Here is a 25603-nt window from a genome sequence, read left to right as displayed (position 1 = left end):
CGGCGAGCGAAGCCGGACGGGATAGCTATTAAGATAGATAGGGTCGGACAGGCTTATCCCCGCCTATTTGTTGAGCAGCCGGCCGACATGGCTATTTGACAAGCAATCATCAGCGGGTAAGCTTGCCCGATGCAAAGCCTTCCAGGCGATCTAGAGAGCCGGTTCCAAACCGGAATGAGCATCGACGCTGCCATGGCGGTGGCAACGGAGGTGCTGGAGCCCATCGGTTTCACCGCATTCATCTACGACTATACGCCCGTGCCGGTCAGTCACAAGGGCGAGCTTATCACGCCCTCGTTGATGGCTCTGCGCAACGTGCCGCGCGACATGCAGGATCTCTGGTGCAAGGGCGGATATTATCAGCTTGACCCGGTGCAGGAGGCCGCGCTCACCGTATCGAGACCGTTTCTCTGGTCGCACAGCGGCGTTCAGAGCACCGTCATGCAGCGCGTGCTCCAGTCCAAGCACGATCCTGTGGTCAGCTATTTGCTTGACACCAGGATGACCTGCGGCGTCACCGTACCCATTCGCCTTGCCGGCGGCGATCTCGCCACCTTCACCGCGATCCGTGCCGATCCGGAGGCCGGGTTCGAGCTCGAAGCCAGACCCTTGATCGCCGCGATCGGAGATCTGGGTCATCTGCTGCATGACTCCGCCTACGCCGGTTTCGACGCCGGAATCCGCACCTGCCAACATGTCCATCTGACGTCGCGCGAACGTCAGTGCCTGCGCCTGGCCGCTGCCGGACTGACGGCCAAGCAGGTCGCGCGTGAGATTGGCCGCGCGGTGCCTACCGCAACGCTGCACCTCAACGCGGCGACGCGAAAGCTTGGCGCGCGCAACCGCTTCCATGCCATCGCGCTCGCCGCCCATTACCGGCTGCTCGAACCGGAGCATTGAGGCTCGCGACCTGCGGGCGATCGGCCTTGCCTCGGGCAAACCTATAACCGGCGAACCTATAAATAGTGCTAGCTGTAAGTGCGCCGAGCCGCTTAGTACCGTCGGCCGCAAACAAGGCTTGGGAGGGGTGCACCAAAGTGGCTCCTGCCGCGCCATGATGCGGAGCTTGGACTGTGACGGCACATGCGATCACCGAAGGATTTAGCGACTACAAGGGCTATCGCACCTGGTACCGTGTGACCGGGGACCTCGGGTCGGGCAAGCTGCCCCTGGTCGTCGCTCATGGTGGACCGGGCTGCACCCACGACTATGTGGACTCATTCAAGGAGCTTGCCGGAACCGGGCGAGCCGTCATCCACTACGATCAGATCGGCAACGGCAAATCGACCCATCTGCCGGACAAGGGCGGCGACTTCTGGACCGTCGATTTCTTCCTGGGCGAACTCGATGCGTTGCTCGCCCATCTCAGCATTGCCGGCCATTATGCCCTGCTCGGCCAGTCCTGGGGCGGCATACTCTCGGCCGAGCACGCCGTGCGCCGCCCTGAGGGGCTCAAGGCATTGATCCTGGCCAATTCGCTGGCCTCGATGGCGCTGTGGGTGGAAGGAGCCCGGCAATTGCGCGCCGAGTTGCCGGCCGATGTGCAAAGTGCGCTCGACCGGCACGAAGCGGCGGGAACCACTGATCACCCCGAATATGTTGCGGCGACGAAAGCTTTCTACGACCGTCATGTCTGTCGCGTCGTTCCGATGCCGCCAGAGGTCGCCCGGACATTTGCGGCAATCGAGGAAGATCCGACCGTCTATCACACCATGAACGGTCCCAATGAGTTCCACGTCATCGGCACGATGCGGAACTGGACCATCGTCGACCGCCTGCATCGGATCGAGGCGCCGGCCCTGGTTTTCCGCGGCTTCTACGACGAAGCGACCGAGGCCTGCGTCCAGCCCTTTCTGGATCTTATCCCGTACGTTGAAGGCCTGGTCTTCCCGAATTCCAGCCACATGCCGCATGTGGAGGAAAAGCACGACTGCCTCAGCGCCGTCGGGCGCTTCCTGGCCAAATACGATTGACGTTCCAGCACCAGGCCTTCTGTTCCAACGGATCGTCGACACGACGCAGTCGTCGTGAGGCAGGTTCAGAAAACCACGACCGTCCCATTTCTCTGCCGACGCACATTGCTGTGCCTCGGTGATGGCGACGCCACGCTATGTGGATCTCCCGCAAAGGCCTGCAGGGTCGTCCGATGAGGCCAAATCACGGGCAGAATGCCAGATCACGGACAGCATACACGGACAGCATAAAGGAACCCATTCGAGCGCCTTTTCCATTGCCCGCGGAGGCGGAGGCCTAAACGTTGCGGCGCAGATTGGCATGTCGCCGGCATGGCCGCAATCAGCCTGCCTTCCCCTGAACTGGCATCCCGTCGCTGAAAAACCTGACGGATACGGAGGACCAAGTTGCCGGTGGGTACGGAAAGTATCGGACCCAAAGTTTCGCCAAGCAGTTGCAACCGAATTCATTAGCCGGCGTTAAAGTGCGGGTGATCTAGCGGGGGCATGGGGAGGCTTTCATGCAGACGTATCTCGTCGAGCGTATGGACGGCGACGATGTTATCTCGGTGCGCGTTGTCAACGCGCCGAGTCCGTTCAGAGCCGCAGCTATGATGACGGGCGGGCGTATTACCTTCCGAACGTGGGAAAGGGATTGGATCCGCGTGACCGACGAAAATCGGGGACAGATCTATGCCTATTGTTTCGTCCCCGGCAGCTATTCCGACACCGAAGCATCGCCGGTATCGTCCGGAAGAACCACCGAATAGGCAATATGCCTGAATAGCGGCAATTCCATCTTCGACCCCACCTTGGTCTTCGAGCCCGCCTTGGCATGTGTCCGTGTCATGCGCACCACAACAGCCAGCGAGCCCGGCATGATTGGCTCGGCCGGCGGCTTGCGAAACAGGCGAAGCGACTAACCAAGCGTCCTTGAGGGAAGATCAGGGCATCATCAGAATGATCGATGAAAAGATTGGGGCGGGGGGCGATAAGTGACCCTAATCTTAGCGTAGGCAACTCATGTCTTCGGCATATTTGGGATCAGAAGTCGCGGATCAGGATCTAGCGGTGGATTGTCAGACAACGACCTCCGATAATTGGTCAAGTGTCCCACAATACGCACTGGATCAGGGTGGTCCCGTACTGCGCCCATTTCAAAGATTGGGCGTCGATTTTACCAACATTGCGGCCTTCGATCACCTGAGAAATGTCGTCCGCCAGTACCCCGACAAGCTTGCAATCAGCGACGGCGCCAATCGTCTGACCTATTCCCAGCTCCTCCGGTCAGTCGAGACGCTGTCCCACCAGATCGCGGCGGCCGTCCCAGACGGACAGGCGATAGGGATTCTTCAGGCCAACTCGGCCTGGTATCCCATTGCCATGCTGGCAGGCATGACGGCTGGGCGGCCTTCGGTGCCACTCAACGCGCGAGATCCTAGCTCGCGTATCCTTGAAATCGTGGCCGGGGCGCGGCTCACAGCTGTCCTGGGCGAGGGCAATGTCCGACCCGATGGTTTGCCTCACCTGGTCAGTTGGATCGATGTGTCGACCAGTGCAGCCTCGCAGGCTGGGCAAGTGCCTCGTTCTTATTCCGTCTCGGTCGATGCGCCCGCTATCGTGCTTTATACGTCAGGGAGTACGGGCCGGCCCAAAGGCATCGTTAACAGCCAGCGCAGCTTGCTGTGCCGGGTCCAGCAATATGTCGATGCGTGCCACATCAACTCGGATGATGTTTTCCTGCCATTGACAGGACCCGCCACAATCGCCGGGTGCCGGGAGATTCTTGCTGCTCTTCTCACCGGCGCCACCTTGCATCTGGTCGAAGTCGAAGCGGTCGGCTTGCGCGCCGTTCAACGCCTGGTGCGATCCGAAGACGTGACAATCACCTATCTGGTGCCGGCACTGCTTCGTGCGCTTATGGCAGACGGACCTGCAGAAGCATTCCATTCACTCAGAGTCGCCCGGATCGGTGGCGAGAAGGTGCCCTGGACCGACATCGCCCTGCTGCGCAAGGCCGTCTCCGATACGTGCCTTATCCAGATCGGTTACTCGTCAACCGAGACCACCGGCTCGCAATGGTTCCTGCCGCGAGACTGGCAAGAGCATGGAGATTCGGTTCCAGTTGGCTGGCTGCTGCCTGGAATCACCTTCGCAATTGTCGACGAAGCGGGCCGCCGCGTTCAACCGGGCCGCAGCGGAGAGCTTCTGATCAGGAGCCCGTATGTCTTGCTTGGCCATTGGGAGGACGGGGCGGTTGTGCCGGCAACATCAGACCCGCACGATCCAGGCCTTCGGATTTTCGCGACAGGTGACCTCGTTCGACTTGATGATCAAGACCTACTGCACATCGTCGGTCGCAAGGGGCGCCAGGTAAAAATCAACGGTCGACGCGTCGAGCCAGCCGAACTCGAACGGGTGCTGCGTTGTGCACCCTCTGTCGCGGATGCCGTGGCAATCGTGACGGCCGCGAATGAGCTTGTCGCCTTTGCTGTTCCTCGGCGCTCGGCCGAAGCGACCTTTTCGGACGAGCTTCGCCAGCTTGTCAGGACCAATCTGCCGCCGCCGCTGCGTCCCTTGCGGTTGCACACGATCGCCGAGATTCCGCGTCTGCCGAGCGGCAAAGTCGACATCACGACACTTGCAGAGATGGATCTTTCAGCCAGAGAGACAGCGGCGACCGCGCGTCCGCTCGAGCCGCGAGGCAAGCTGACCGCACAGCAGGTTGTCCAGCGGGCATGGACCAGCATTCTCAACACGCGCGTGGCGGCAGGACGCTGGGATGACGCCGGAGGAGATTCGCTGAAGCTGCTGCACTGCGTCATGGAAATCGAAAGCGCCATCGGGCAGGAACTCGGCCTTGAGGCCTTCACCGTCGGGATGAGCCTGGAGCAAATGGTCAACGCGGTCGTGTCCGCCCAGGCAGGCGATCAAAGCGCGCGCGCCCAGAAGCACGACCCTCCCATTCTTTTTCTGTTCCCGGGGTCCGTCGGCTATGGCCCGAGCCTTGCTGCCTTTGCAGCAGCGATGGGCAAGGTGACCCGTGTTGCCCCGATCAGGTATCCGGCCCTGGCTATGATACTGCGCGGACAAGACAGCCTCGCCGATATGGCCGACGCCGCCGTCGACCAGATCCGCCGCGCCCAACCCTCGGGCCATGTACGACTTCTCGGCCATTCGCTCGGCGGCGCTGTTGCCTTCGAAGTTGCGGCGCGGCTGCTGGCAGCGGGGCGAACCGTAAAGTTCCTCGGCATCCTCGACACCAGCCTCGTCGGGGAGCGAAGCGCCCGCTGGGAGACGTTTACGCGCACATTCAATCGAATCCGAACCAACCGCGTGTCCGCTTACCGGATGGCTTGCCGCGCCCTCGCGAAAGTCGCCGTGGCAATGAAGCGCGAGGCACAACTGGTCCAGTTTCTCGACCGCTTCGCTCAAGGACAGTTCAACGCGACGAGCTTTAGAACCAAACTGGAACTGCAAGAGGTTTTGCGCGCGCAAGCCTTCTTCCAGTGGGTGGCCGAGCCAAAGCCGGCTCTGCCGATCACAGGCACCCTGTTCCGCTGTGCTCGACCCGGAATGCCTCTGGCAATCGGCTGGGATAGCGTCTTCGCCCATCTCGACGTGATTCCGATCGTCGGCAGCCACATCGATCTGGTTGTAGAGCCTCACCTCGCCACCAATCGTCCCCTTATCGAGAAAGCGGTGGCGAAAACCTATTCGCCAATCGAGTCTCGCAAACTGGAGTACAAGCCATCGACCTGATCTCAACATTCGGCAAAGACGCCCTGGTGCTCGACGCTGGCGCGGAAGTCGATCGCATCGTCCAGATCTTGCGCCAGCAGGTCTTCGGCACGCTGCGACGTCGAGGGGTGGTTGTCGGCCTCTCAGGCGGCATCGACAGCTCCGTCGTTGCGGCGTTGTGTGTTCGCGCCTTTGGGAAAGGCAAGGTCCTCGGGATATTCATGCCGGAGCGCCATTCCTCCGGCGACTCACTGAGGCTCGGCCGCATTGTCGCCGCACACCTTGGTATCGAAACGATCCTGGAGGATATAACGCCGGCCCTGGAAGCGATCGGCGCCTATAGACGGCAGACCGAAGCAATCCAGACCGTCGTTCCCGAATATGGGGGCGGCTGGAAATGCAAGCTGGTGCTCGCCTCGGTTCTCGAGAGCAACGGTCTCAACATCACGCGCCTCACGGTTCAGGACCCCGAGGGCAGGACCGACACGGTGCGCCTGCCGTCGGCAGCCTATCTGCAGATCGTCGCTGCAACCAACTACAAGCAGCGCCTGCGCAAGATGACCGAATACTACCATGCCGACCGCCTCAACTACGCGGTAGCGGGCACGCCGAACCGCCTGGAGTACGACCAGGGCTTCTTCGTCAAGCAGGGCGACGGAATTGCCGACCTGATGCCAATCGTCCACCTCTACAAGACCCAGGTCTACCAGTTGGCCGAATATCTTGGGGTGGAGGAAGAGGTCCGGCGCAGACCGCCCACCACAGACACCTTCTCGATGGCGCAGAGTCAGGAGGAGTTCTACTTCGCGCTTCCTTATTATCTGATGGATTTGTGCCTCTACGGCTTGAACCATGGGATCGCCGACGAAGACGTCGCTGAGGCAACCGGCCTCACCGTGATGCAGGTCCAGAAGGTTTTCAAGGATATCGACAGCAAGCGGCGCGCCGCACGTTATCTTCACGCGCGGCCGTTGGTGTCCTCTTCAATGGGCGAGGGCTAGGCGATGTGCGGCATCGCCGGAATTGTGTCGCTGAGCGCCGCAGCGGCGTCCCCTTCCCGGGATGCGCTGATACGTATGGCGGGGGCGCTGGCGCATCGCGGCCCGGACGAGCGCGGCCTTTACCGGGACAGACGTGCAGGATTGGCGCATGCCCGCCTGTCCGTCATCGATCTCGCAAGCGGCCAGCAGCCACTCGCCGGCGCGGGCGACACAATGTGGATCGTCTTCAACGGCGAAATCTTCAATTACGTCGAGCTGCGACAAGATCTGGTCGCGCTCGGTTATCGCTTCCGCACACGCAGCGACACCGAGGTCATCGTCCATGCCTATCATGCCTGGGGCGAGGCCGCCTTCGAGCGAATGAATGGGCAGTGGGCAGTCGCCATCTGGGACTCCGTGGCAGGTCGTCTCGTCTTGTCTCGGGATCGGTTCGGCATCTGCCCGCTGCACTTTTGCGAGCATGGCGGACGGCTTTACTTCGCCAGCGAGGTGAAGGCCATTTTCGCGGCCGATGCGGATATACCCCGCGCCTTCGATCCAGCCGGCATCGATCAGACTTTCACACTCTGGACTGTCGCGCCGCCACAAGGCGTGTTTGGAGGAGTAAGCGAACTCACGCCGGGGCATGTCCGCATTTATGACAGCGGCGTCGTCCGGGAGCGGGCTTTTTGGAAGCCTGACTATCCAGAGATTGACGGACCCGGCGATGATGAATTCACCGGCTCGCTTGATGACGCGGTGGAGGAAGTGCGCAGCGCCCTGGAAGCCGCGACGGCGCTCAGGATAGTACGCGCCGACGTGCCGGTCGGCTGCTATTTGTCCGGCGGGCTCGACAGCTCGCTCGTCGCCACGCTGGGGAGACGCTTCGCGGGCGAGCGCTTCCAGACTTTCTCGCTGCGTTTTGCCGACGCCGAGTATGATGAGACGCATTTCCAGCGCCTGGTTGCCGGCGTGGCCGGCAGTGACCATCATGAGGTGGTTGTTTCGCGCAGCGATATCGCTAGCATCTTCCCTGAGGTGATCTACCACACCGAGCGGCCAATCCTCAGGACCGCGCCGGCGCCGCTGTTCCTGCTCTCGAGACTGGTGCGCCAGCATGGCATCAAGGTCGTGCTGACCGGCGAAGGGGCCGACGAAATGTTCGCCGGCTACGATTTGTTCCGCGAGGGCAAGGTCCGCCGCTTCTGGGGACGCCAGCCCGCCTCGACGCGACGCTCGCGGCTGCTGGAGCGCCTCTATCCCTATCTCAGCCGCTCGCCGGTGCAGCAGCAGGCGATGGCACGCCAGTTCTTCGGGCGCGACATCCACGCCTGTGACGCGCCTGGTTTTGCGCATGGCACGCGCTGGCGTACCACAAGCGCCATCAAGCGGCTGTTTTCGGCAGACATGCGCGCTCAAACGGAGCGCCGCAACGCCGTGTCCGAGCTGCTTGCCCGCCTGCCGCCGGAGTTTTCGCGATGGGGCTCTCTTGCGCAGGACCAGTATATAGAGATTCAGACGCTGATGTCGGGATACCTGCTTTCCTCACAAGGGGACAGAATGCTGATGGCTCATTCCGTCGAGGGGCGCTTCCCGTTCCTCGATCATGGACTCGTGAGACTCGCGAATTCGCTTCCGGCCGCCTACAAGCTGCGCGTGCTCGATGAAAAGCATGTGCTGAAGCGCGTAGCGCAGCCGATCGTGCCGTCGGAAATCGTCACCCGCAAGAAGCAGCCTTACCGGGCTCCCAACGCGCTTTGCTTTGTCGCAGATGGCGCTCCGGCCTACATTCGCGAAGCACTTTCGGAGGCGGCGCTGCGCGAAGCGAACGTCTTCGATCCCAAGTCGGTTACCCGGCTCCTGAGCAAGTGCCAGGCCAGCGCCGGCGACGGCGACCTGTCCAACTCCGACAATATGGCGCTGGTCGGGGTGCTGTCGACGCAGCTTCTTCATCGGCAATTTATCGCGAGCCGTCCGAGTGGGGCTCGCACGCTCAAACTCAGCATCGATATCGACCGCGAACACCGCGAAGAGGTGCTCGCATGATGCATGGCGCCGTACCGCTCCTGCACGACTATCTCACCCACTCTGCCAGCCGGCTCGGCGAGAAGGTGGCCCTGGTGTGCGGCAATCAACGTGTCACCTATGGCGATCTTGATATGCGTTCGAACGCCATAGCGCACCATTTGACCGATGCCGGAATTGCGCGTGGCGATCGCGTGGTGGTCTTCGCCGACAACACTGTCGAGGCCGTCGTTGCGTTCTGGGCGGTGCTCAAGGCCAACGCCGTGGTGTGCATCGTCAATCCGCTCACCAAAAGCGACAAGCTTGATTATCTGCTCAACGATTGCCGCCCGACGGCACTGATCACCGACAAACACCTGCACTCGATTTTCAGGGAGCCGGCGCGGAATTGCCCATCGTTGCGCCGCATGATCGTCTCCGGGCCGATCGAACCCAGCGACCTGCAAGAATTGCCGCATGCTGTGCGCTGGGACGCCGCGGTCGCGGCAGCCCGCAGCACGCCGCCCGCTCGCCGCTGCATCGACATCGATCTCGCTGCGATCATTTATACGTCCGGCTCGACGGGCGAGCCCAAGGGCGTGATGCTGACGCATCGAAACATGATCGCCGCGTGCGCCTCGATTTCCTCATACCTGGCGCTTGCCGAAGACGAGGTGATCCTCAATGTCCTGCCGCTCGCCTTCGACTACGGTCTTTACCAGATGATCATGGCATTCGGCGCGGGCGCCCGGCTGGTGCTTGAGCGCTCGTTCGCCTTCCCGGCGCAGATCCTTGGGCTGATCAAGCAAGAAAGGGTGACGGGTTTTCCCGGCGTACCGACCATCTTCGCCGCACTCGGGGAGCTCAGGTCTCTCAGGGATCAGGATTTTTCGAGTATTCGCTACGTCACGAACACTGCGGCCGCCCTGCCGCTCAAGCACATTCTCCTGCTGCAGGAGCTGTTTTCTGGCGCCCGCATCTATTCGATGTACGGCCTTACCGAATGCAAGCGCTGCACCTACCTGCCGCCGGAGGATCTGGAGCGAAAGCCGTCGAGCGTCGGGATCGCCATCCCCAATACGGAAATGTGGATTGTCGACGAGCATGACAGGCGGGTCGGCCCCGGCGTCGTTGGTCAGCTCGTCATCCGCGGAGCGACGGTGATGAAGGGCTATTGGGGCAAGCCGGAGGCGACAGCCAGGAAGCTCAAGCCCGGCCCGCTGCCGGGTGAGCAGGTCCTATACACCGGCGACTACTGCCGGATGGACGCCGAGGGCTACCTCTACTTCGTCGGTCGCGGCGACGAGATCATAAAATCGCGCGGAGAGAAGATAGCGCCGAAGGAAGTGGAAAACGTGTTGATGAACATTGCGGGCGTGCGGGAAGCCGCGGTCATCGGCGTTCCGGACGAGCTGCTCGGGCAAGCAGTGAAGGCATTTGTCGTGATGGAGCAGGGAAGCATGATCGGTGAAAAACAGTTGCAGAAAGAGTGCCAGAGACGGCTGGAAAACTTCATGGTTCCGAAGTCCATCGTCATCGTACCCAGTCTGCCGATGACCGACACGGGCAAGCTCAAAAAAACGGCCCTGTCATGAGTCGGTACCAGGGCGAAGTTGATCAGCATTCATCTTTTGTACCGGAGGCGAAATCAATGTTATCTACCAAGGATAGAACCGATACCTGCAGCGAACAAATTCGCGCTTTCCTGGCTTCGAATTTCTATATAGCCGATCCCGAGAGCCTGGAGAGCGACACCTCGCTCCTCGACCAGGGCATCGTGGACTCGACGGGTGTGCTCGAGGTTATCGGCTTCATCGAGGAGACCTTCGGCATCACGGTCGAAGACAGCGAGCTGCTGCCGGAGAATCTCGATTCCATCGAGGGAATTGCGCAATACGTCATGCGCAAGAGAAACTGACGCAAGAGAAACTGATTCCCGAAATCTCGCGCAACTCTGTTTTCAACTTCCCGGCCGTTTCTAGCCGCGACAGCGCGTCTACCTGCCGCGGCTGCGATGCTTACGCCTGCGCCCTCGTATGTCCCACAACCACCCTGCCCTCACCGGCCTGGTTGGTGACTGCCCGGATACTCTCATAGGCCTTGGAACGCTCGAGCAAACTCATGACCTGCCGGTCCTGGCCAAGCCCCACCTCGAAAAGCAGGATGCCTCCGCGCCGCAAATAGCGCGGCGCCTCCTTGAGCACCCGCATGTGAATGCTCAGGCCGTAGGGGCCGGCTGCGAATGCTTCACGCGGCTCGAGCTCGACCAGATGCGAACGGTCGCCCTCGAGCCGTTTTTCCGAAATGTAGGGCGGGTTGCAAACGATCACGTCGATCGTGCCGTCGAGCTCCAACCCTGAGAAGGCGCTGAACAAGTCGCCCTGAAGCACCGTTACCCGGTCCTCGATTTCAAGATGGGTGACGTTGCGGCGCGCGACCTCCACGCATCCGTCGGTAAGATCGCTTGCCCACACGCGCGCGGTGGGAGCGTGGTGCGCGATGGCGCACGCCAGATTGCCCGCCCCGCAGCACATGTCGACAACGCGAGGCACCGGCAGGTTCAGTTGGCTCAGGACATCGAGAGCGGCCTTGCCGAGCAGTTCCGTTTCCGGCCGAGGAACAAGCGCACCGGGCGAGACCAGCAACTGCAATCCCATGAAGGTGCTGCGCCCCCTGCCGTAGGCATCGGCAACATTGATCTCTTCGCTCACGACACTCGCCTCCCCGATTTAGCCGGCGTTGGTGGCCGACAATTGCGTACCGATGAAGTGTATCTCAAAACCGTTTAACTCTCGATCGACAAAATCAAAACCGATCCCTCCCCAGACGCTTTGAAGCCTTGATGCTACAAAGATGACCATAAGCTTCTGCGCCGTGTCATGATTAGGAATATCTCCTTACTCGACCCGGTTATCCCCAGCCTAGCGAGCCGGTTGCCGAATTCTCAGCCTGGCGTCACGATTTTGCTACATTTTAATCAAAGAAGGCACGTATGTAAGCAATTCGTAATGTTTCCAGCAGCGGGGCGGGGCTGCTGCTTCCCGGAAGGTTAAAGTTTGTCCCTCATCGAAAGAATCGACGAGATTGCGCGGCAATTTCGCGTCAACGAGCGCACATCATGAAGTCGACCAAAGGGCGCTCGCTCGATCTCCGCTCCGCAATGTTCGGCTGTGTGCACGGCCTCGTCGGCGTAGGCGTTTTCTCGGCATTGATAAATATCCTCGCCTTGACCGGCTCCGTCTACATGCTCCAGGTCTATGACCGCGTGCTGCCTTCGCAGAGCGTGCCGACTCTTGTCGGATTTACAGTCGGGATGCTGGGACTTTACGCGGCCTATGGGCTCCTCGATTTTGTGAGGCTTCGCCTGTTGGTCCGCATCGGCAGCCGCCTGCATAGAAATCTGCAGCAAAAAGCGTTCGCAGCCTCGCTTTCCCTGCCCCTCGTCGCCGGGCCGGATGCGAACCGGGTACACCCGCTTCGTGATCTGGACCAGCTACGTGGCTTTCTTTCCGGGCTCGGGCCGACAGTCTTATTCGACGCTCCCTGGATACCATTTTATATGGTGGTCATCTATCTGCTGCACCCCGCGCTTGGCGTGCTGGCAACGCTCGGCGCATGTGCCGTTGTGTTTTTGACGGTGGTTGCCGAGATCATCGGCCGCAAACCTGCGGCTCGTGCATCTGAGACACTCGTAGCGCAGCGGCTTCTGGCCGACTCCGGCCGCCGCAACGCAGAGGTTGTTCAGGCGATGGGCCTTTCCGCCCCGCTTAGCCGGCGCTGGAACGAGGTCAGTCATCTTTATCTGAAGAACCAGGAACGGCTCTCCGACGTCGTCGGCGCAGCAAGCTCACTGTCGAAGACGCTCCGAATGGCCCTGCAATCATGTGTGCTAGGGCTTGGTGCCTACCTTGTGATCGGCGGCGAGGCCTCGCCTGGCGTGATCATTGCATCGTCCATATTGCTGGGCCGCTCGCTGGCGCCGGTCGATGTGGCGATCGCAAACTGGAGAGGGTTTCTGGCAACCCGCAAAAGCTATACCGAGCTGTCGGCAGCCCTGGATGCTTTTGATAGCCAGCAAGAGCCAATGGAACTGCCCGGCCCGAAGGCTGAGCTTGCGGTCGAGGAATTGACCGTCGCGCCACCAAGCCTGCAGAAGCCCACCATCTTCAATGTAAGCTTCCACTTGGCGAGAGGCGCAGGGTTGGCGGTCGTCGGCCCGAGCGGCTCCGGCAAGACCACGCTCGTGCGCGCTTTGGTCGGGGCATGGAAGCCGCTTCGTGGCACGGTAAGACTGGACGGCGCCTCGCTCGATCAGTGGAATTCAGAACTGCTCGGCATTCATATTGGCTACCTTCCGCAGGACGTTGAGCTGTTCGACGGGACGATCGCCGACAACATTTCGAGGTTCGGCGGCAAGCGCGACGCAAAAGGCGTGCTGGCAGCTGCCAAGGCTGCGGGCGTGGACAAGATGATCATGCGTCTTCCGCAGGGTTTTCAAACACGCATCGGAGAAGGCGGCGCGGCCCTTTCGGCTGGGCAGAGGCAGCTCGTCGGGCTTGCCAGGGCACTTTACGGCGATCCATTCCTCGTCGTTCTTGACGAACCAAATTCCAATCTGGATGCAGACGGTGATGCTGCTTTGGCCGGCGCAATCCTGGCAGTGCGTCAGCGCGGCGGTATCGTGATCGTCGTTGCGCATCGCCCCTCCGCTCTCGTCAACATCGATCAGGTACTCGTCCTGTCGAACGGGATGCTCCATTCGTTCGGCTCGCGCGAAGACGTTCTGGCAAATGTGATCCGGCCCTTCCCGCGCCCGGACAAGACAAACATTGTCGTTCCGCTGCAGCACGGTGCAAGCGGGCATGCGTGAGGTATTGCTTAGTGTCTAACGTGAGCATGTCGTCATATGCTGCGGTTGGCGGCGAAGGCCAGCCGACCGGGGAGAAGCCGGAGCCGGATGGGATTCGAGCCAATCTACCCTGGGATACTCTGGTCCGGAGCCTAGCAGCACATTGTCGTTCCGCCGCACAAAGGTGCAGCCGGGCATATGCGAGGTATCGCTCTGCTGTTGCCGTGTCGTCATACGTCGCAGCCGATGGCGAAAGCCGTTCGTTGGAGACGAAGCCAGAGCCGGATGGCATCCGGGCCAATCTGCTCTTGGGCCTGGCAACCAGCTTGCTGTTGATCTTTGGCGGAGGGCTCTGGTTGGGATTGACCAAGATTGCCGGCGCGGTGATTGCGCCCGCAACCGTGGTGGTCGAAAGCAACATTAAAAAGGTCCAGCATCAAACCGGCGGCACCATCGGCGGAATCTTCGCGCAGGACGGCGATCATGTGAAGGCCGGCGATGTGTTGGTCAGGCTGGACAACACATTGACCCGAGCAAACCTGCAGATAATCACCGAGGACCTCAATCGCGCCACCATTCGTCTGGCCCGACTGGAGGCCGAGCGCCAGGGTCTGCCGGAAATGCAGATCCCGCCCGACCTTCGCGCTCAAATGGGCGACCCGCAAGTGGTGGCACTTGTCAGTGGCGAGCGTGCCTTGTTTGAAAGCCGTGCTGCGGCGCTGGCTGGCCAGAAGGCACAATTACAAAGCCGCGCGAAGCAGCTGGAACGTCAGATCGATGGCCTCAAATCGCAGCAGTCTGCAACGGACGAGTCTCTGGATCTGCTGACCAAGAACCTTGCGGATGTCGAATCTCTCTACGCAAAGAAGTTGGTGTCCAAGGAGAGGTTGAGCAATGTCAGCCTGGACAAGACCCGGGCTCGCGGCGAATCGGGACGCCTTGTCGCAGCGATAGCAGAGGTACAAGCTCACATCAGTGAAACGGACCTGCAGGTGCTTCAGCTCGACGAACAAATGCGGAGCGACGTGACCAACGAACTTCGCGAAACGGAAGCCAAGCAGACCGAGCTCAGCGAGCGCCAGGTGGTGGCCGAAGACGAACTCAGCAGGACAGACATTCGTGCCCCGCAATCGGGCACAGTACAAGAATCCTCGGTCCATACCGTAGGAGGCGTGATTGGCGCAGGAGAGGTGCTCATGATGATTGTGCCCGATTCCGACAACCTTGTCGTCGACGCTTCCGTTCCTCCGTCGCGTATCGATGAGATTCATCCCGGACAGCAGGTGTCGATCCGCTTTCCAGCGTTCGACGCCGGCACCACACCTGCTTGCGAAGGCTCGGTCAAGCGCGTCTCAGCGGATCTGATCAAGGATCAGCAACGCCAGCTTTCCTTTTTTTCGGCGCGCATCGACGTCGAGAATGAAGCGACGTGCCTGACAGGAGAGAAAATACTCAAACCGGGCATGCCCGCCGAAGTCCACATAAGAACCGACGAGCGCAGTGTCTGGTCCTACTTGATGAAGCCCCTTACCGACCAGTTTTCCAGGGCCTTCAGGCAGTAAAGCGGTTGCGAAACGCGGCCCGATCTATCGGGTCGCCGCATTTTCGAGAGCGCTGCTGAATCTGACCTCGATCGTGTCTCCCGGCATGACCTCGGTGTCTTCTTGGGCAAGCTGTTTTCGCCATTCTTCGCCGACCTTGCGAATGATCGTGACCTCGGCCTGGACCTTCTCGCCGGCAACCGGCAACGGCAGTGCGGCAGCTCCCGTGGGCTGCAACTTTTGGCTGGCGGCGCGAAGCCTTGCGCTGACGTCGGCAAGGCGCACGTTGGTATCCTTCAACTCGATCAGCAGACCCATCCGCCTTTGGTTGTCATTGCGTTCGTGCTGTCTGGCAAAATCGTCCTGCTGACGTCGTGCTCTCATAAGCTCAACCGACGTTTCGAGTGCCCGGCTGGAAGAGAGAACCAAAGCGCGCCGAACGTCGGCGAGCCGGTTGTTGGTGAGATTTCCGGACTCAAACGCTTTCCTTACGCGCGCCAGATCGTCTTCGTCCGCCTTCACCCCATCCGCTTCGGCCTGCTCGCGTTTGAGCAAGGTCTCGGTTTGTGCGGCGGCATCCTTGCCGCTTTTATCCAGAAAGCCCTGCTCTTGCTGGAAGTTGTCCAACGAGAGCTTCAGCCCTTCCGCTTCAGCCTGCGCGATCGCCGACGCAAAACTTGCCGGCAAGGGAGATCCTTGTGGTGGCCGCATGTCGAAAGTCGGTTTGTCCTGAAGTTCGGCGCGGATGCGGGCGCTATGAAAATAATCTCTCGTATATTCCCCCCAAAGCGACTCGTAATCGCGCCGCAGATCCACCGGATCTGGGCCAACCTGGTTTGCCCGGGACCGCAAAAGGCTGAAACCGCCTGACACCGCAATCGCCTGCCGCACGGTCATCAGCGGGCGGTAGGCCTGCTGTCCGGGAGTGAGCACGTCGCCGGTCACATAGATGGGTCTGTACTCCGCAACCACAGCGGTCACGTCTGTCGGCTTGATGACGATCATTTGCTCCCGCCCATCAGGCAGACGCTGGTGGAATATCTTGGTCGGCAAGATCGTCTGCATGCGCGTTTGCAGTTCAGCCGGAGTTAAGCCGCCCACCGAAACCATACCGACTTCGGGAAGCGCGATCGTGCCGTCCATCTGGACCACCGCACGTTGCGTTCGCTCCGGGATAGAGGCAATTCCAATCTCGACGGTGTCGCCGGCAGAAAGTCGATAGGCGACCCGCGGTTCCGCTGCAGCAGCCGTATCCATGGCAGCCAGCATGCCGAGCACGACAATAAGGATTCGATCAACGAGGACCATGGGCGACAATCTCCTTCTGGCTCGAATCCGGCGATACCGCGGCCGCAATCAACAGCGGAGCCAATCCTCCCGGGCGAAAGCTCATGTCATGTAACCCATTTCGTGTCGCACCCGGCCTTCGCTGAGGCGCCCTTGCCACCATCCGATGGTCCGCTCCAAGCCTTCGCGCAGGCTGGTCTGGGCACGCCATCCGGTCTTGCTTTCGAGGAGCGAAGAATCGGCCAGCAAGGCACGCACCTCGGAATTCTGCGGCCGCAGGCGGCGCTCGTCGCGGTGAATTGGTTTCTTGCAGCCACTCAACTCGATCACCAGATCCAATATGTCCGAGATCGTCACAGCGCGCTGGCTTCCGGCGTTGTAGGCATGGCCAAATTCGAGCTCGGCCGAACCTGCGGTCAAAAACGCCGCCGCGGTGTCTTCCACGAAAGTAAGATCGCGGATTGGGCTTGTGTCTCCCACCATGATCGCCGGGCATTTTTTGTCGAGAGCCTGGCGTATAATGGTCGGTACGATGGCCCGCTCACTCTGGCGCGGGCCGTACGTATTGAAGGGCCGCATGATGACCACGGGGATGTCGAACGATCTGGCGTAAGACTCCGCCATCATGTCCGCGCCGATCTTGGATGCCGAATATGGTGACTGCCCCTGCAACGGGTGGGATTCGCTGATAGGCATTGTCAGCGCGGTGCCGTAAACCTCGCTTGTCGAAGTGTGCACTACACGCTCCGTCTCCCATTGGCGCGCCGCTTCGAGAACGTTGACCGTGCCCAGGATGTTGGTCTCCACATAGGATTGGGCAGCGGCATACGAATACGGAATAGCTATCAGTGCGGCGAGATGAAACACGACCGCCTGGCCACGCACGATCCGGTTAAGGAACGCGCTGTCGCGAACATCGCCGCGGACGAGATTCAACTGGCGTCGTATGGTGTCGGGCAAATCGTCCAGCCAGCCGTGGCTGTCGAAGGAATTGTAGAGTGCCAGCGCGGTGACGTCGGCGCCGCTGCGGACGAGTGCTTCGGTGAGATGAGAACCGATGAACCCGTCGGCACCCGTAACCAGAACTTTCCTGCCCTTGTATGCCATGACCCAAGCGTTCCCCCTATGACGTGAGGCACTGACTTTGCAAATCCACGAGAGCGCGGATGTCCCACCTGCTCTCAAGGTCCAATCGGCGGCGGCGAAACCACGCCAAGCACCGCCAGCAAGCCGCGCACCATCCACACAACATCGGAGCCGATCGTGCGCTGCGGATAATAGGAAAGGTCGAGCCTGGCTTTGGCAGGAAACAGAACCTGGCGATAGAACAGTAGCGGGTCCACCGATCGCGGATAGAAACGGGCTTCATGCCGGAAGAGAACCTGGGCCGGACCCAGCAAGCCTGGCTTGTATTGTAAAACGTCTTCGAAGCCCCCGCGAAAACAATCGGCGAAGGCAAGGCTCTCCGGGCGTGGCCCGATGATTGCCATCTCGCCTCTGAAGACGTTCCAAAGCTGTGGCAGTTCGTCGAACTTGGTGACGGCGAGGAACCGTCCTATCGGCGTCATGCGGCTATCATCGGCCATGGTCAGAGCCAAGCCACCGGGGTCGCATTGCACGCTGAACTTGCGGAACTTGTACATGCGGAATGGGCGAGCACCGGCCCCGACGCGGGTCTGTGTGAAGAAGATGGGCCGCCCGCCTTCCAGCAGCAGCGCCACGGCAATCAGCAGCATCAGCGGGGCGAAGACGATCGCCGCGGCTGCAGCAATGACGAGATCGATTGCTCGTCTCGCAGACCCATGGGCGGCGCTCGAGACGTTAGACCGGTGAATGGCTAGGTCCAGGGCATTCATGCGGCTGTTCCTGTCTGAGCGCAATTATTGACCGCCGCGGCAAGAGCGACGACTACCGATTCGACCAATGGCGCGGTGATCTGCGGATGCAGCGGTACAGTCAGTTCGCGCTGCGCGAAATCTTCAGTGCGCGGTAAGTGAGTACCGGGAATGAGCTCACGATAGAGCGTCATCTGGTGCACCGGCGGGTAGTGGATAGTGGTTTGTATCCCTTGCCCGCGCAGTGCGTCGATGACGTCTTGCCTGTCGGCGTAACGTGGCAAAAGGATAGGCATGATGTGGTAGGCCGACGTCCGCGGCTCGTGGAACGGGATGGTCACGGCCGGGCAATGCTTCGCTATGAGACGTCGATACAGCATGACCAGGATACGCCTGATCTCATTCCACTCCTGCAGATTTTGCAGCTGGACCAGTCCGATCGCAGCCCGCAATTCATCCATGCGATAGTTGAATCCGAGCATGGTGACATCATACTGAGGGGTGCGGCTGTTCAGTCTTTGACGTGTCCCGGTGGTCATCCCGTGTCCACGCGCCTGGCGGATTGTCTCGAGCAGACCGGCATCCCTGGCGATCACAGCCCCGCCTTCCGCCGTGGTCATGTTCTTGTTGCCGTAGAAGCTGAAGGCGGCCGCGGCACCAAATGTCCCCACCTCCTTCAAGCCCGGCGCATGCGCCGCGTCCTCGACGATGTGCAGCCCCCGGGCACGGGCGAACCTCTGCCATTGTTCCCGATCGGCGAGGTAGCCGGCGAAATGAACGAGAATGATTGCCTTGGTGCGGGCCGTGCATTTCGCTTCGGCTTCCACGATCGACATCAGCGGCACGTCGGCTGACTCGATGTCGACGAAAACCGGCGTCGCACCGACATAGAGGACCGCATTTGCGGTCGCCACGAACGTCAAGGATGGCACCAGCACCTCGTCGCCCGGTCCGATGCCAAGTGCGTGCAAAATGAGATGAAGCGCTGCGGTGCAAGAACTGACCGCGACGCAATCCTCCGCATCATGAACGTCGGCAAAAGCTTGTTCGAAGGCTCGTACCTGCTCCCCCATGGTCAGCCAGCCGCTGTCGATGACCTTGGTCAAAGCAGTCTTCTCCGGCACACCCAAGATCGGGGCACTGACCAAGAGCATCACAACCTCCTAGACTGATAACTGTGGGAACCGGGCTCGTGACTTCATCATGCAGCCGTCGCAGTGACCTCGATCGAGGCCGACTGGTCTTCCCAGGAAATGGTCTGTGCGTTCTGAAAATCGTCGACGCGCCCGATATCGAGCCAGAGACCCTCATGTTTGTACACGTGCACGGTTGTGCCGTTCTGCATCATCTGCAGCATCAGGTCGTCGAACCCAAAGGGTATGCCGGATGGGATAAACTGCAGAACATCCGGGTTCATGCAGTAAATTCCCATGCTGACCAGATGCGAAAGCGTCGGCTTCTCGCGAAAGACCTGCACGGTATTGTCGACTTCGTCGATGACGCCGAAATCCATCTTGATCAGGCGACAGGCTGTTGCGATCGTCACTGGATCGGTGTGCTTACGGTGCGCTGCTACAAATCGACTGAGGCTTAGATCCGTGAGGACATCGCCATTGAGAACGATGAATGGCTCCGTCAGTTCATCCCTGATCAAAGACAGTGGCCCGATGGTGCCAAGCGGCTCCATCTCCTGCGTATATCGAATTTTCAGGTTCCACTGCGAGCCATCTCCACACACGGTGCGGATCAAGTGGCCGAGATACCCGGTTGTAATATAAACTTCCTGAATGCCGTTGCGTCGCAACCATTTCAGAAGCATCTCGAGAACCGGCCGTGCGCCGATCGGCATGAGCGGCTTCGGCAAGACCGAAGTGAAGGGGCGGAGGCGTGTTCCCATTCCTCCACATTGAATAACCGCTTTCATCCTGGTCCTCCCTTGTTCATTCGGCCTGAACGCTATCGTCACGGGCCGGCTATCCTGCCCTGGTCAGCACCCGGGAAACGCGTTCTTGTCCCCTCAGAAGAACCGGTGAGATTTCCCGTAGAAGACCGGTGAGATTTCTCCACTGTCCCCTGATCCGGACATTGCATCTGGATGGTATGTGGCCGTCAGGGTGGATGTCGTCGTGCATTCGAATGGTAACAATTCAGCCGTTTTGCTGTTCTATATCTTTAGACCTATAGCACTGCTGAACGGCCGGCCGGTCTGTCAGCTGTCCAAAAGGTCAGAACGTATGTTCGACGACGTTCGGCGGGTTTCGCTCACAAGGGGCAAAAAAAGAGGAGCGTTTCCCGTCATTTAAGATTATATTAGAAATCTGGCGTTTGCGGTGTTGGGGGTGCCGCAGCGTCGGCTGGATGAATCGACGAGTGGATGGCCACGACTTTCAGGCCATTACCGTTCAATCCATTCAGATTGGCGTTGGGGTAGTTCAATGTATCGAATCGTCATCGCCGACGATCACGGCTTGTATCGTCGCGGCTTGCGATTGGCACTGACCGCAGGCATTCCAGGTGTGGAGATCTTTGAAGCGTCTTGTTTCGACGCGGTGCTCAGTTTGCTGGCAGAGCAGTCGTTCGTGGATCTTGCGATCCTGGATCTGAATATGCCGGGCCTGTTCAATCAAGAAGTGCTCGGCGGGATCCTGTCTGCCTATCCGGACACGCGATTTGCGATCGTTTCCGGAAACGATTCACGCTCGGAAATACTCACGGCTCTGTCGATCGGGCTTCACGGCTACATCGTAAAATCGCAGACGGACGAAGAGGTTGTTTTGGCCGTCAATGAAATCCTCTCCGGCCGCATCTATGTTCCTGCACTTCTGTCACGCCCGGGAGCGACGCAAACAACCCACGCGCATACCCATTCCGACGACAAAGGCCCACAGAGGCGTACCGCTGGCGTCAACCTTGGCAGGCTGACTTCGAGGCAAAAGGAAGTCCTCAAGCTGATGGCGGAAGGCTATTCAAACAAGGAAATTGCGCGCGATCTGGAAATCGCAGAGGCGACCACGAAAATCCACGCTGCTGCGGTTCTGCGTGAATTGGGGGTACGCAATCGGACCGAGGCTGCCGTTATGCTGAAGACTTGGCTTTCGAGACATGCCAGCTAGAGCGCCGCGCGTCCTTTTGGACGTGCAAACGGCGTCCCAAGACTCCTCATGCATTTTACTGCATATCCCAAAGCCGCGGCGCAGCTTTGGGCCGACGACATTCTTGGAAGGAACCCTGCGCATCTCAAAGGCCGCTCAGCGCGACCCGCCTTTAGATATCTGCTTTCCGATTGGAGCACTGCACTAAAATCCGATTTCCTTGCGTGACAGCCGCAGCGAATACCGCAACCCTTGGTCCGATATTTCCAGCCTGGGAGAGTGACCGACAAGCGGCGCTCCATCCACTCCGATTATCATGGAACCGAAGCCATGACGGACTACGCTTGAGGTCCTACGCCGCCCCGATTCCACCCACTCGAACACGATATCGCTGCCTGTTTCTTCAGGTGCGAACGTCCAGCTTACGTCGATCCGGCCTTTTGGATCGGCAAGCGCTCCGTATTTCATGGAATTGGTGGCAAGCTCGTGAACGATCATTGCAAAACTCTCGGCGGCGCCTCCCGACATCGCCACGGAAGGACCGCTGACCGATATCGCACGTGTTCCAATATATGGGTGCAATTCTTGCGCAACGAGATCGTTTATCGCCCCCGATACGCTGCCGTTGCGTGAAAGAAGCAGATGGGTTGCCTCGAGCGCGCGTATCCGGTCGATCAGCATTTCCTTGTATTTGGCGACGTTGTTTCCGGGAACATCGACCATTTTCACGAGCGCCGTGATCACCGCGAAAACGTTGCCGAATCTGTGACGCTGTTCGAGCATGATGCGCTCCCGCTTCTTTGCCGCGGCGCGCAGCAGCGTGGTTTGTCGTCTCTCGCTCAGGTCGGCAGCCACTCCAAGCCGCTGTCCACCATCATCATGTCTTTCCTCCCTTCCGCGCAGCGCAACCCAGCGGATATGTCCGTCCGGTCGGCGGACGCGTATCTCAACATCGTAATTCGTGACCGAGGGCGCGGCCTTTCTCGATGCCGCCAGCTTTGGCCAGTCCGCCGGATGAACGACAGCTGATAGCTCCTCCAAACTGCGGCTATTGGCCTGGGCCAGGCCGAGAATGTCCCAGAACGTGTCCGAGCCCGTGACTATTCCGTCTTTAAGGTCTATGCGCCACGTGGCCAAGCGTCCAGCAGACAGAGCGAGGTCCAGCCATTCCTTCTGGGCCCGAAGCGCTTCGTGAACAGCGCGTCGTTCCGAAATATCGTCGACCACCACGAAGATGCTCTCCGAGAGGCCACCCTCGGGCACGGACGAAGAAAGCGTTAGCCTGGCCCAGAATGCCGTACCGTCCTTTCGTGACAGACGCACCTCCGAAACGAACGAAGAAATGTCATTGCCCAACCTCGCCAGCAATTGCGCCAAGGTATCCCGGTCGTTCGGATGGGCGAGCGTATCGAGCTGCAATTGGGCAAGCTCCTCCTCCTTGTACCCGGTCATCTCACAAAGGCGTCTGTTGGACTGCAGCAACTCACCTTTCTTGTTGGTGTTCGCGAATCCCATGGCAGCACGTTCGAAGGCCCAACGATAGCGGCTTTCGGTCGCCTCGACGGCAGCGAGCCTGGCCTCCGCGACTTCCAGCAACTCACGCAAGTCCTGCCGCAGACGATGGAAGGTCATGGCAATCACGCCACCCGAAACCAGAAGCAGGATTGCGCGTGCCCAATCTCCACTTGAAATCTGATCGTGTCCTCGTGCCCACAGCCCGACAGCCACCATCAGAATGGTCGCAGCGAGCGCCGGTACACGGTCTTCGAGATAGGCGATAATAATAATAGCCGGAATAAATTCCAGAAAACTGGCGCCTTGCCCAATATAGGCTGACGATTTTATTTCAAATATCAGTGTGGCAGCTAACACCGATGCAGAGGCAATATGAGTTAGCAATCTGCCCGACGGGTTCGAATTCGACCTGCGCGACTGCGAGCTCATGGACACAGACTACAACCTTCTGACTAGCCCGTCGAGACTAGAGCAAAAAACGTACAGCTTAGTACCACTGCCGGATTGCCATACCGCTATCATAGCGCGCATTTTATCGGACGCAGCGGGGCCTAAGAGCTGCCTTAGAACTGTCGGATCATATTAAGTTTTCAAGGTGGTGATGAACGTATTATCCGTCAGCGCATAGAAGACTAGAATCCAGCTACACATAGAAGACTACATGAATCCCGAATATTTATTTCGGGCGTGTGAAACTTTGGGTTAGGGGTAGAAAATGAATCTGATCGATAGACAGGTCGATGCTTCGAGCAATCGGTACATTGTTACGAGGACCAAGCATAATTTTGAAGCGCGGAATACGCGGCCCTCTTCTGGTCACCTTCCCGATCGCGCATCGGATCCATTGGACGCAAGGTTCGGCGAACCAAAAGGCCGCAGTCTGGAATCCATAACCGGCGTGCTTGATCGCATTGGCTGTGGCTATCTCGTGCTGAATCGCGAAAGAAAAGTAGTCGAGTGGAACGCAGCCGCCCAAACCACGCTTGAGCGCCAGGGCGAAGCGGCCGACACGGCGAGCGGACTTACGGCCGCCCTAAGGCGGCTGATCGCGAATGTTCCGGGCCAATTCCTGCCGGGCTCGTTGTCTTGGGTGGTGATCCGCAGCAGGGGCGACCGACCGGTGATACTGAACGAGAACGGCGTTATCGCTCCCGACGGAACGAGCATTGTGGCGCTGCTGGATCGCGACAACAGGTCGGGGCCAAATCCTCGGACGCTGCAAAGAATGTTTGGCTTGACGAGCGCAGAAACGCACCTCGCCTTGCGCTTGGCCCAGGGCGACGCACCTTTGGAGATCGCTCGCAGCTGGCGTCTCAGCCGCACCACGATCCGTTCCCAGCTTGCCTCGCTGTTCGCCAAGACCGAAACAAAACGCCAGGCGGAACTGGTGGCTCTTCTTGGGCGTATTTCGGTCCTGCCGTAAGGCCGGCCACTTAGATCCAATCGCCGGACGTCGGCATCCGCCCGGGATTCAAACTACGCAAGTTGGCGTGTCATGACTTGGCAGGTCGTGCACCGCATTGCGCACTCCACTAGGTTCGATGCGCCAGCGTAAATATCGAAAGCCGCAATCCCGGACCGGCTATTCGGTACTGTCGAACGGATTCGAAAGGCGACAAGTGGACAACGATCTATGCAGCGATTCTGTCCTTGCCGCAGCGGAGAAGATGGAAATCGCTCGATCCCGTTCGGACCGCGCGGTGAAGAAACTTGCACGGACAGGACCGATCGTCGTCACCGGCGCCGCGGGCTTCATTGGTTTTCACGTGGCCTCACGGCTTTTGCGTCTTGGTGTCAAAGTCGTGGGCGTCGACAATTTCACGCCCTATTACGATCTGCGGCTCAAGGAAGCGCGGTTTGCACGCCTCTGTAGCGAGGCGAAATTCACGCCGGTACGAATGGATCTGGCGGATGCCGCGCGCGTTCAGTTGCTGTTTTCAAACGTTCGCCCCTCACATCTTGTCCATCTCGCGGCTCAGGCCGGCGTGCGTCATTCACTTGTTGACCCGCACGCCTATGTGCAATCGAATATAGTGGCGTTTCTCAACGTCCTTGAGGGCTGCCGGCATCATGGCGTCAGTCATCTCGTCTACGCCTCTTCGAGCTCCGTCTACGGCTTGAATCGAACCATACCGTTTTCCGAAAACAACGGCGCCGATCATCCCGTCAGCTTCTACGCCGCCACCAAGCGTTCGAATGAATTCATGGCGCATTCATACAGCCATTTGTTCGGCTTGCCCGTGACCGGACTGCGCTTCTTCACCGTTTATGGCCCTTGGGGCAGGCCCGACATGGCCGTCTACTTGTTCACGCGCGCGATCGTCGAGAGCAAACCAATTGAAGTAGCCAATGCCGGCCGCGTGTGGCGAGATTTCACCTATATCGACGATATCGCTGAGGGCGTGGTTCGAGCACTTGCTACACCGCCGCAGCCAGATCCGAATTGGGACCCTTGCACCGCCGACCCTGCCACAAGTTCCGCGCCGTATCGCGTCTACAATATCGGCAACGACCGGCCCGAGGAGATCAACCGGCTGATTTCGATCATCGAGACCGCTCTTGGCAGCCGGGCAGTTCGCGTGGATGTGCCGTTGCCGCCTGGCGACGTTCTGGAGACGCGTGCCGACGTCAGCGATCTTCGCCAGGCCGTCGGCTTCGCCCCGGCAACACCGCTAGAGGACGGAGTGCGACGCTTTGTCGAATGGTACCGGGACTTTCATGGAACGGATGCCGCGGCCAGCATACGGCAACAGACGTTGGTGAATGAGGCCACCGTGTAGGCCGCGGGCCCTGTCGGGCGATGATCT

20 protein-coding genes are annotated in these 25603 nt (G+C 59.7%); 13 read left to right on the top strand and 7 right to left on the bottom strand.

Going from position 1 to position 25603, the window contains the following annotated elements; translation table 11 throughout:
- Window positions 1–174 precede the first annotated feature (174 nt).
- The 8 genes from NKI24_RS04125 to NKI24_RS04090 all read left to right on the top strand — a co-directional run bounded on the left by NKI24_RS04125 (window position 175) and on the right by NKI24_RS04090 (window position 10595).
- Window positions 175–900 carry a LuxR family transcriptional regulator gene (locus NKI24_RS04125; RefSeq protein ID WP_352449669.1) on the top strand — a complete coding sequence of 242 codons (726 nt, stop codon included), beginning with the start codon at window positions 175–177 and terminating at the stop codon, window positions 898–900.
- 173 nt (window positions 901–1073) lie between these two features.
- Window positions 1074–1973 carry a proline iminopeptidase-family hydrolase gene (locus NKI24_RS04120; protein WP_352743541.1) on the top strand — a complete coding sequence of 300 codons (900 nt, stop codon included), beginning with the start codon at window positions 1074–1076 and terminating at the stop codon, window positions 1971–1973.
- A gap of 500 nt (window positions 1974–2473) precedes the next feature.
- Window positions 2474–2722, top strand: coding sequence for a hypothetical protein (locus NKI24_RS04115; RefSeq protein ID WP_352743539.1), 249 nt, complete (start codon window positions 2474–2476; stop codon window positions 2720–2722).
- Window positions 2723–2975: 253 nt separating this feature from the next.
- Window positions 2976–5714: an AMP-binding protein gene (locus tag NKI24_RS04110; protein ID WP_502901430.1), complete on the top strand. Its 2739-nt coding sequence runs from the start codon at window positions 2976–2978 to the stop codon at window positions 5712–5714.
- Window positions 5711–6694 (top strand): NAD(+) synthase, encoded by a 984-nt coding sequence (gene nadE / locus NKI24_RS04105; RefSeq protein WP_352743785.1) that lies wholly within the window; start codon window positions 5711–5713, stop codon window positions 6692–6694. The genes NKI24_RS04110 and nadE overlap by 4 nt, the downstream gene beginning before the upstream one ends.
- 3 nt (window positions 6695–6697) lie before the next feature.
- Window positions 6698–8719 carry an asparagine synthase (glutamine-hydrolyzing) gene (asnB, locus tag NKI24_RS04100; RefSeq protein ID WP_352743535.1) on the top strand — a complete coding sequence of 674 codons (2022 nt, stop codon included), beginning with the start codon at window positions 6698–6700 and terminating at the stop codon, window positions 8717–8719.
- Window positions 8716–10272 carry a class I adenylate-forming enzyme family protein gene (locus NKI24_RS04095; RefSeq protein ID WP_352743534.1) on the top strand — a complete coding sequence of 519 codons (1557 nt, stop codon included), beginning with the start codon at window positions 8716–8718 and terminating at the stop codon, window positions 10270–10272. Before asnB ends, NKI24_RS04095 begins: the two co-directional genes overlap by 4 nt.
- A 56-nt stretch (window positions 10273–10328) precedes the next feature.
- Window positions 10329–10595, top strand: a complete 267-nt coding sequence (locus tag NKI24_RS04090; RefSeq protein ID WP_023675628.1) for an acyl carrier protein — start codon at window positions 10329–10331, stop codon at window positions 10593–10595.
- Window positions 10596–10695: 100 nt separating this feature from the next.
- On the opposite strand, the gene NKI24_RS04085 is transcribed toward NKI24_RS04090, so the two are convergent.
- Entirely contained in the window at window positions 10696–11388 is a 693-nt protein-coding gene (locus NKI24_RS04085; protein WP_352449674.1) for a N5-glutamine methyltransferase family protein, read from the bottom strand.
- Between the two features lie 407 nt (window positions 11389–11795).
- On the opposite strand from NKI24_RS04085, the gene NKI24_RS04080 reads away from it, so the two are divergent.
- Together NKI24_RS04080 and NKI24_RS04075 are read left to right on the top strand one after the other, a co-directional pair.
- Window positions 11796–13547, top strand: a complete 1752-nt coding sequence (locus NKI24_RS04080) for a type I secretion system permease/ATPase (protein ID WP_352449675.1) — start codon at window positions 11796–11798, stop codon at window positions 13545–13547.
- Window positions 13548–13789: 242 nt separating this feature from the next.
- Complete coding sequence (locus NKI24_RS04075; RefSeq protein WP_352743531.1) at window positions 13790–15088, top strand: HlyD family type I secretion periplasmic adaptor subunit; 1299 nt, start codon at window positions 13790–13792, stop codon at window positions 15086–15088.
- Window positions 15089–15112: 24 nt separating this feature from the next.
- Here the strand turns inward: NKI24_RS04075 and NKI24_RS04070 are convergent, their stop codons facing one another.
- From NKI24_RS04070 to NKI24_RS04050, 5 genes are all read right to left on the bottom strand, one after another.
- Complete coding sequence (locus NKI24_RS04070) at window positions 15113–16375, bottom strand: polysaccharide biosynthesis/export family protein (RefSeq protein ID WP_352699395.1); 1263 nt, start codon at window positions 16373–16375, stop codon at window positions 15113–15115.
- 81 nt (window positions 16376–16456) lie between these two features.
- Window positions 16457–17461, bottom strand: coding sequence for an SDR family NAD(P)-dependent oxidoreductase (locus NKI24_RS04065; protein ID WP_023675622.1), 1005 nt, complete (start codon window positions 17459–17461; stop codon window positions 16457–16459).
- A 74-nt stretch (window positions 17462–17535) separates the two neighbouring features.
- Window positions 17536–18210: a sugar transferase gene (locus NKI24_RS04060; protein ID WP_023675621.1), complete on the bottom strand. Its 675-nt coding sequence runs from the start codon at window positions 18208–18210 to the stop codon at window positions 17536–17538.
- Window positions 18207–19343, bottom strand: coding sequence for a DegT/DnrJ/EryC1/StrS family aminotransferase (locus NKI24_RS04055; RefSeq protein WP_254819382.1), 1137 nt, complete (start codon window positions 19341–19343; stop codon window positions 18207–18209). Before NKI24_RS04055 ends, NKI24_RS04060 begins: the two co-directional genes overlap by 4 nt.
- 47 nt (window positions 19344–19390) lie before the next feature.
- Window positions 19391–20113 carry a nucleotidyltransferase family protein gene (locus NKI24_RS04050; RefSeq protein WP_023675619.1) on the bottom strand — a complete coding sequence of 241 codons (723 nt, stop codon included), beginning with the start codon at window positions 20111–20113 and terminating at the stop codon, window positions 19391–19393.
- Between the two features lie 511 nt (window positions 20114–20624).
- Between NKI24_RS04050 and NKI24_RS04045 the strand changes: the two genes are divergently transcribed.
- A complete protein-coding gene (locus NKI24_RS04045) occupies window positions 20625–21302 on the top strand; it encodes a LuxR C-terminal-related transcriptional regulator (RefSeq protein ID WP_023675618.1) in 678 nt (225 codons plus the stop codon).
- A 183-nt stretch (window positions 21303–21485) separates the two neighbouring features.
- Here NKI24_RS04045 and NKI24_RS04040 read toward each other — a convergent pair whose 3' ends face one another.
- Window positions 21486–23225 carry a sensor histidine kinase gene (locus NKI24_RS04040; RefSeq protein ID WP_352449678.1) on the bottom strand — a complete coding sequence of 580 codons (1740 nt, stop codon included), beginning with the start codon at window positions 23223–23225 and terminating at the stop codon, window positions 21486–21488.
- A gap of 286 nt (window positions 23226–23511) precedes the next feature.
- Between NKI24_RS04040 and NKI24_RS04035 the strand changes: the two genes are divergently transcribed.
- Together NKI24_RS04035 and NKI24_RS04030 are read left to right on the top strand one after the other, a co-directional pair.
- Entirely contained in the window at window positions 23512–24219 is a 708-nt protein-coding gene (locus tag NKI24_RS04035; protein ID WP_352743528.1) for a helix-turn-helix transcriptional regulator, read from the top strand.
- A gap of 244 nt (window positions 24220–24463) precedes the next feature.
- Window positions 24464–25576 (top strand): NAD-dependent epimerase, encoded by a 1113-nt coding sequence (locus NKI24_RS04030; RefSeq protein ID WP_352743784.1) that lies wholly within the window; start codon window positions 24464–24466, stop codon window positions 25574–25576.
- Window positions 25577–25603 lie beyond the last annotated feature (27 nt).

The sequence above is a fragment of the Mesorhizobium sp. M0701 genome, from assembly GCF_040320365.1.
Classification (GTDB): domain Bacteria; phylum Pseudomonadota; class Alphaproteobacteria; order Rhizobiales; family Rhizobiaceae; genus Mesorhizobium.
This window is presented reverse-complemented; position numbering and strand designations above follow the sequence as displayed.

Bases quoted from the DNA above. Each gene is read 5' to 3' on its own strand.
- NKI24_RS04125 (WP_352449669.1), top strand. From the start codon at position 175: ATGAGCATCGACGCTGCCATGGCGGTGGCAACGGAGGTGCTGGAGCCC.
- NKI24_RS04115 (WP_352743539.1), top strand. From the start codon at position 2,474: ATGCAGACGTATCTCGTCGAGCGTATGGACGGCGACGATGTTATCTCG.
- NKI24_RS04110 (WP_502901430.1), top strand. From the start codon at position 2,976: ATGTCTTCGGCATATTTGGGATCAGAAGTCGCGGATCAGGATCTAGCG.
- asnB (WP_352743535.1), top strand. From the start codon at position 6,698: ATGTGCGGCATCGCCGGAATTGTGTCGCTGAGCGCCGCAGCGGCGTCC.
- NKI24_RS04095 (WP_352743534.1), top strand. From the start codon at position 8,716: ATGATGCATGGCGCCGTACCGCTCCTGCACGACTATCTCACCCACTCT.
- NKI24_RS04090 (WP_023675628.1), top strand. From the start codon at position 10,329: ATGTTATCTACCAAGGATAGAACCGATACCTGCAGCGAACAAATTCGC.
- NKI24_RS04080 (WP_352449675.1), top strand. From the start codon at position 11,796: ATGAAGTCGACCAAAGGGCGCTCGCTCGATCTCCGCTCCGCAATGTTC.
- NKI24_RS04070 (WP_352699395.1), bottom strand. From the start codon at position 16,375: ATGGTCCTCGTTGATCGAATCCTTATTGTCGTGCTCGGCATGCTGGCT.
- NKI24_RS04065 (WP_023675622.1), bottom strand. From the start codon at position 17,461: ATGGCATACAAGGGCAGGAAAGTTCTGGTTACGGGTGCCGACGGGTTC.
- NKI24_RS04060 (WP_023675621.1), bottom strand. From the start codon at position 18,210: ATGAATGCCCTGGACCTAGCCATTCACCGGTCTAACGTCTCGAGCGCC.
- NKI24_RS04055 (WP_254819382.1), bottom strand. From the start codon at position 19,343: ATGCTCTTGGTCAGTGCCCCGATCTTGGGTGTGCCGGAGAAGACTGCT.
- NKI24_RS04050 (WP_023675619.1), bottom strand. From the start codon at position 20,113: ATGAAAGCGGTTATTCAATGTGGAGGAATGGGAACACGCCTCCGCCCC.
- NKI24_RS04045 (WP_023675618.1), top strand. From the start codon at position 20,625: ATGTATCGAATCGTCATCGCCGACGATCACGGCTTGTATCGTCGCGGC.
- NKI24_RS04040 (WP_352449678.1), bottom strand. From the start codon at position 23,225: ATGAGCTCGCAGTCGCGCAGGTCGAATTCGAACCCGTCGGGCAGATTG.
- NKI24_RS04035 (WP_352743528.1), top strand. From the start codon at position 23,512: ATGAATCTGATCGATAGACAGGTCGATGCTTCGAGCAATCGGTACATT.
- NKI24_RS04030 (WP_352743784.1), top strand. From the start codon at position 24,464: ATGGAAATCGCTCGATCCCGTTCGGACCGCGCGGTGAAGAAACTTGCA.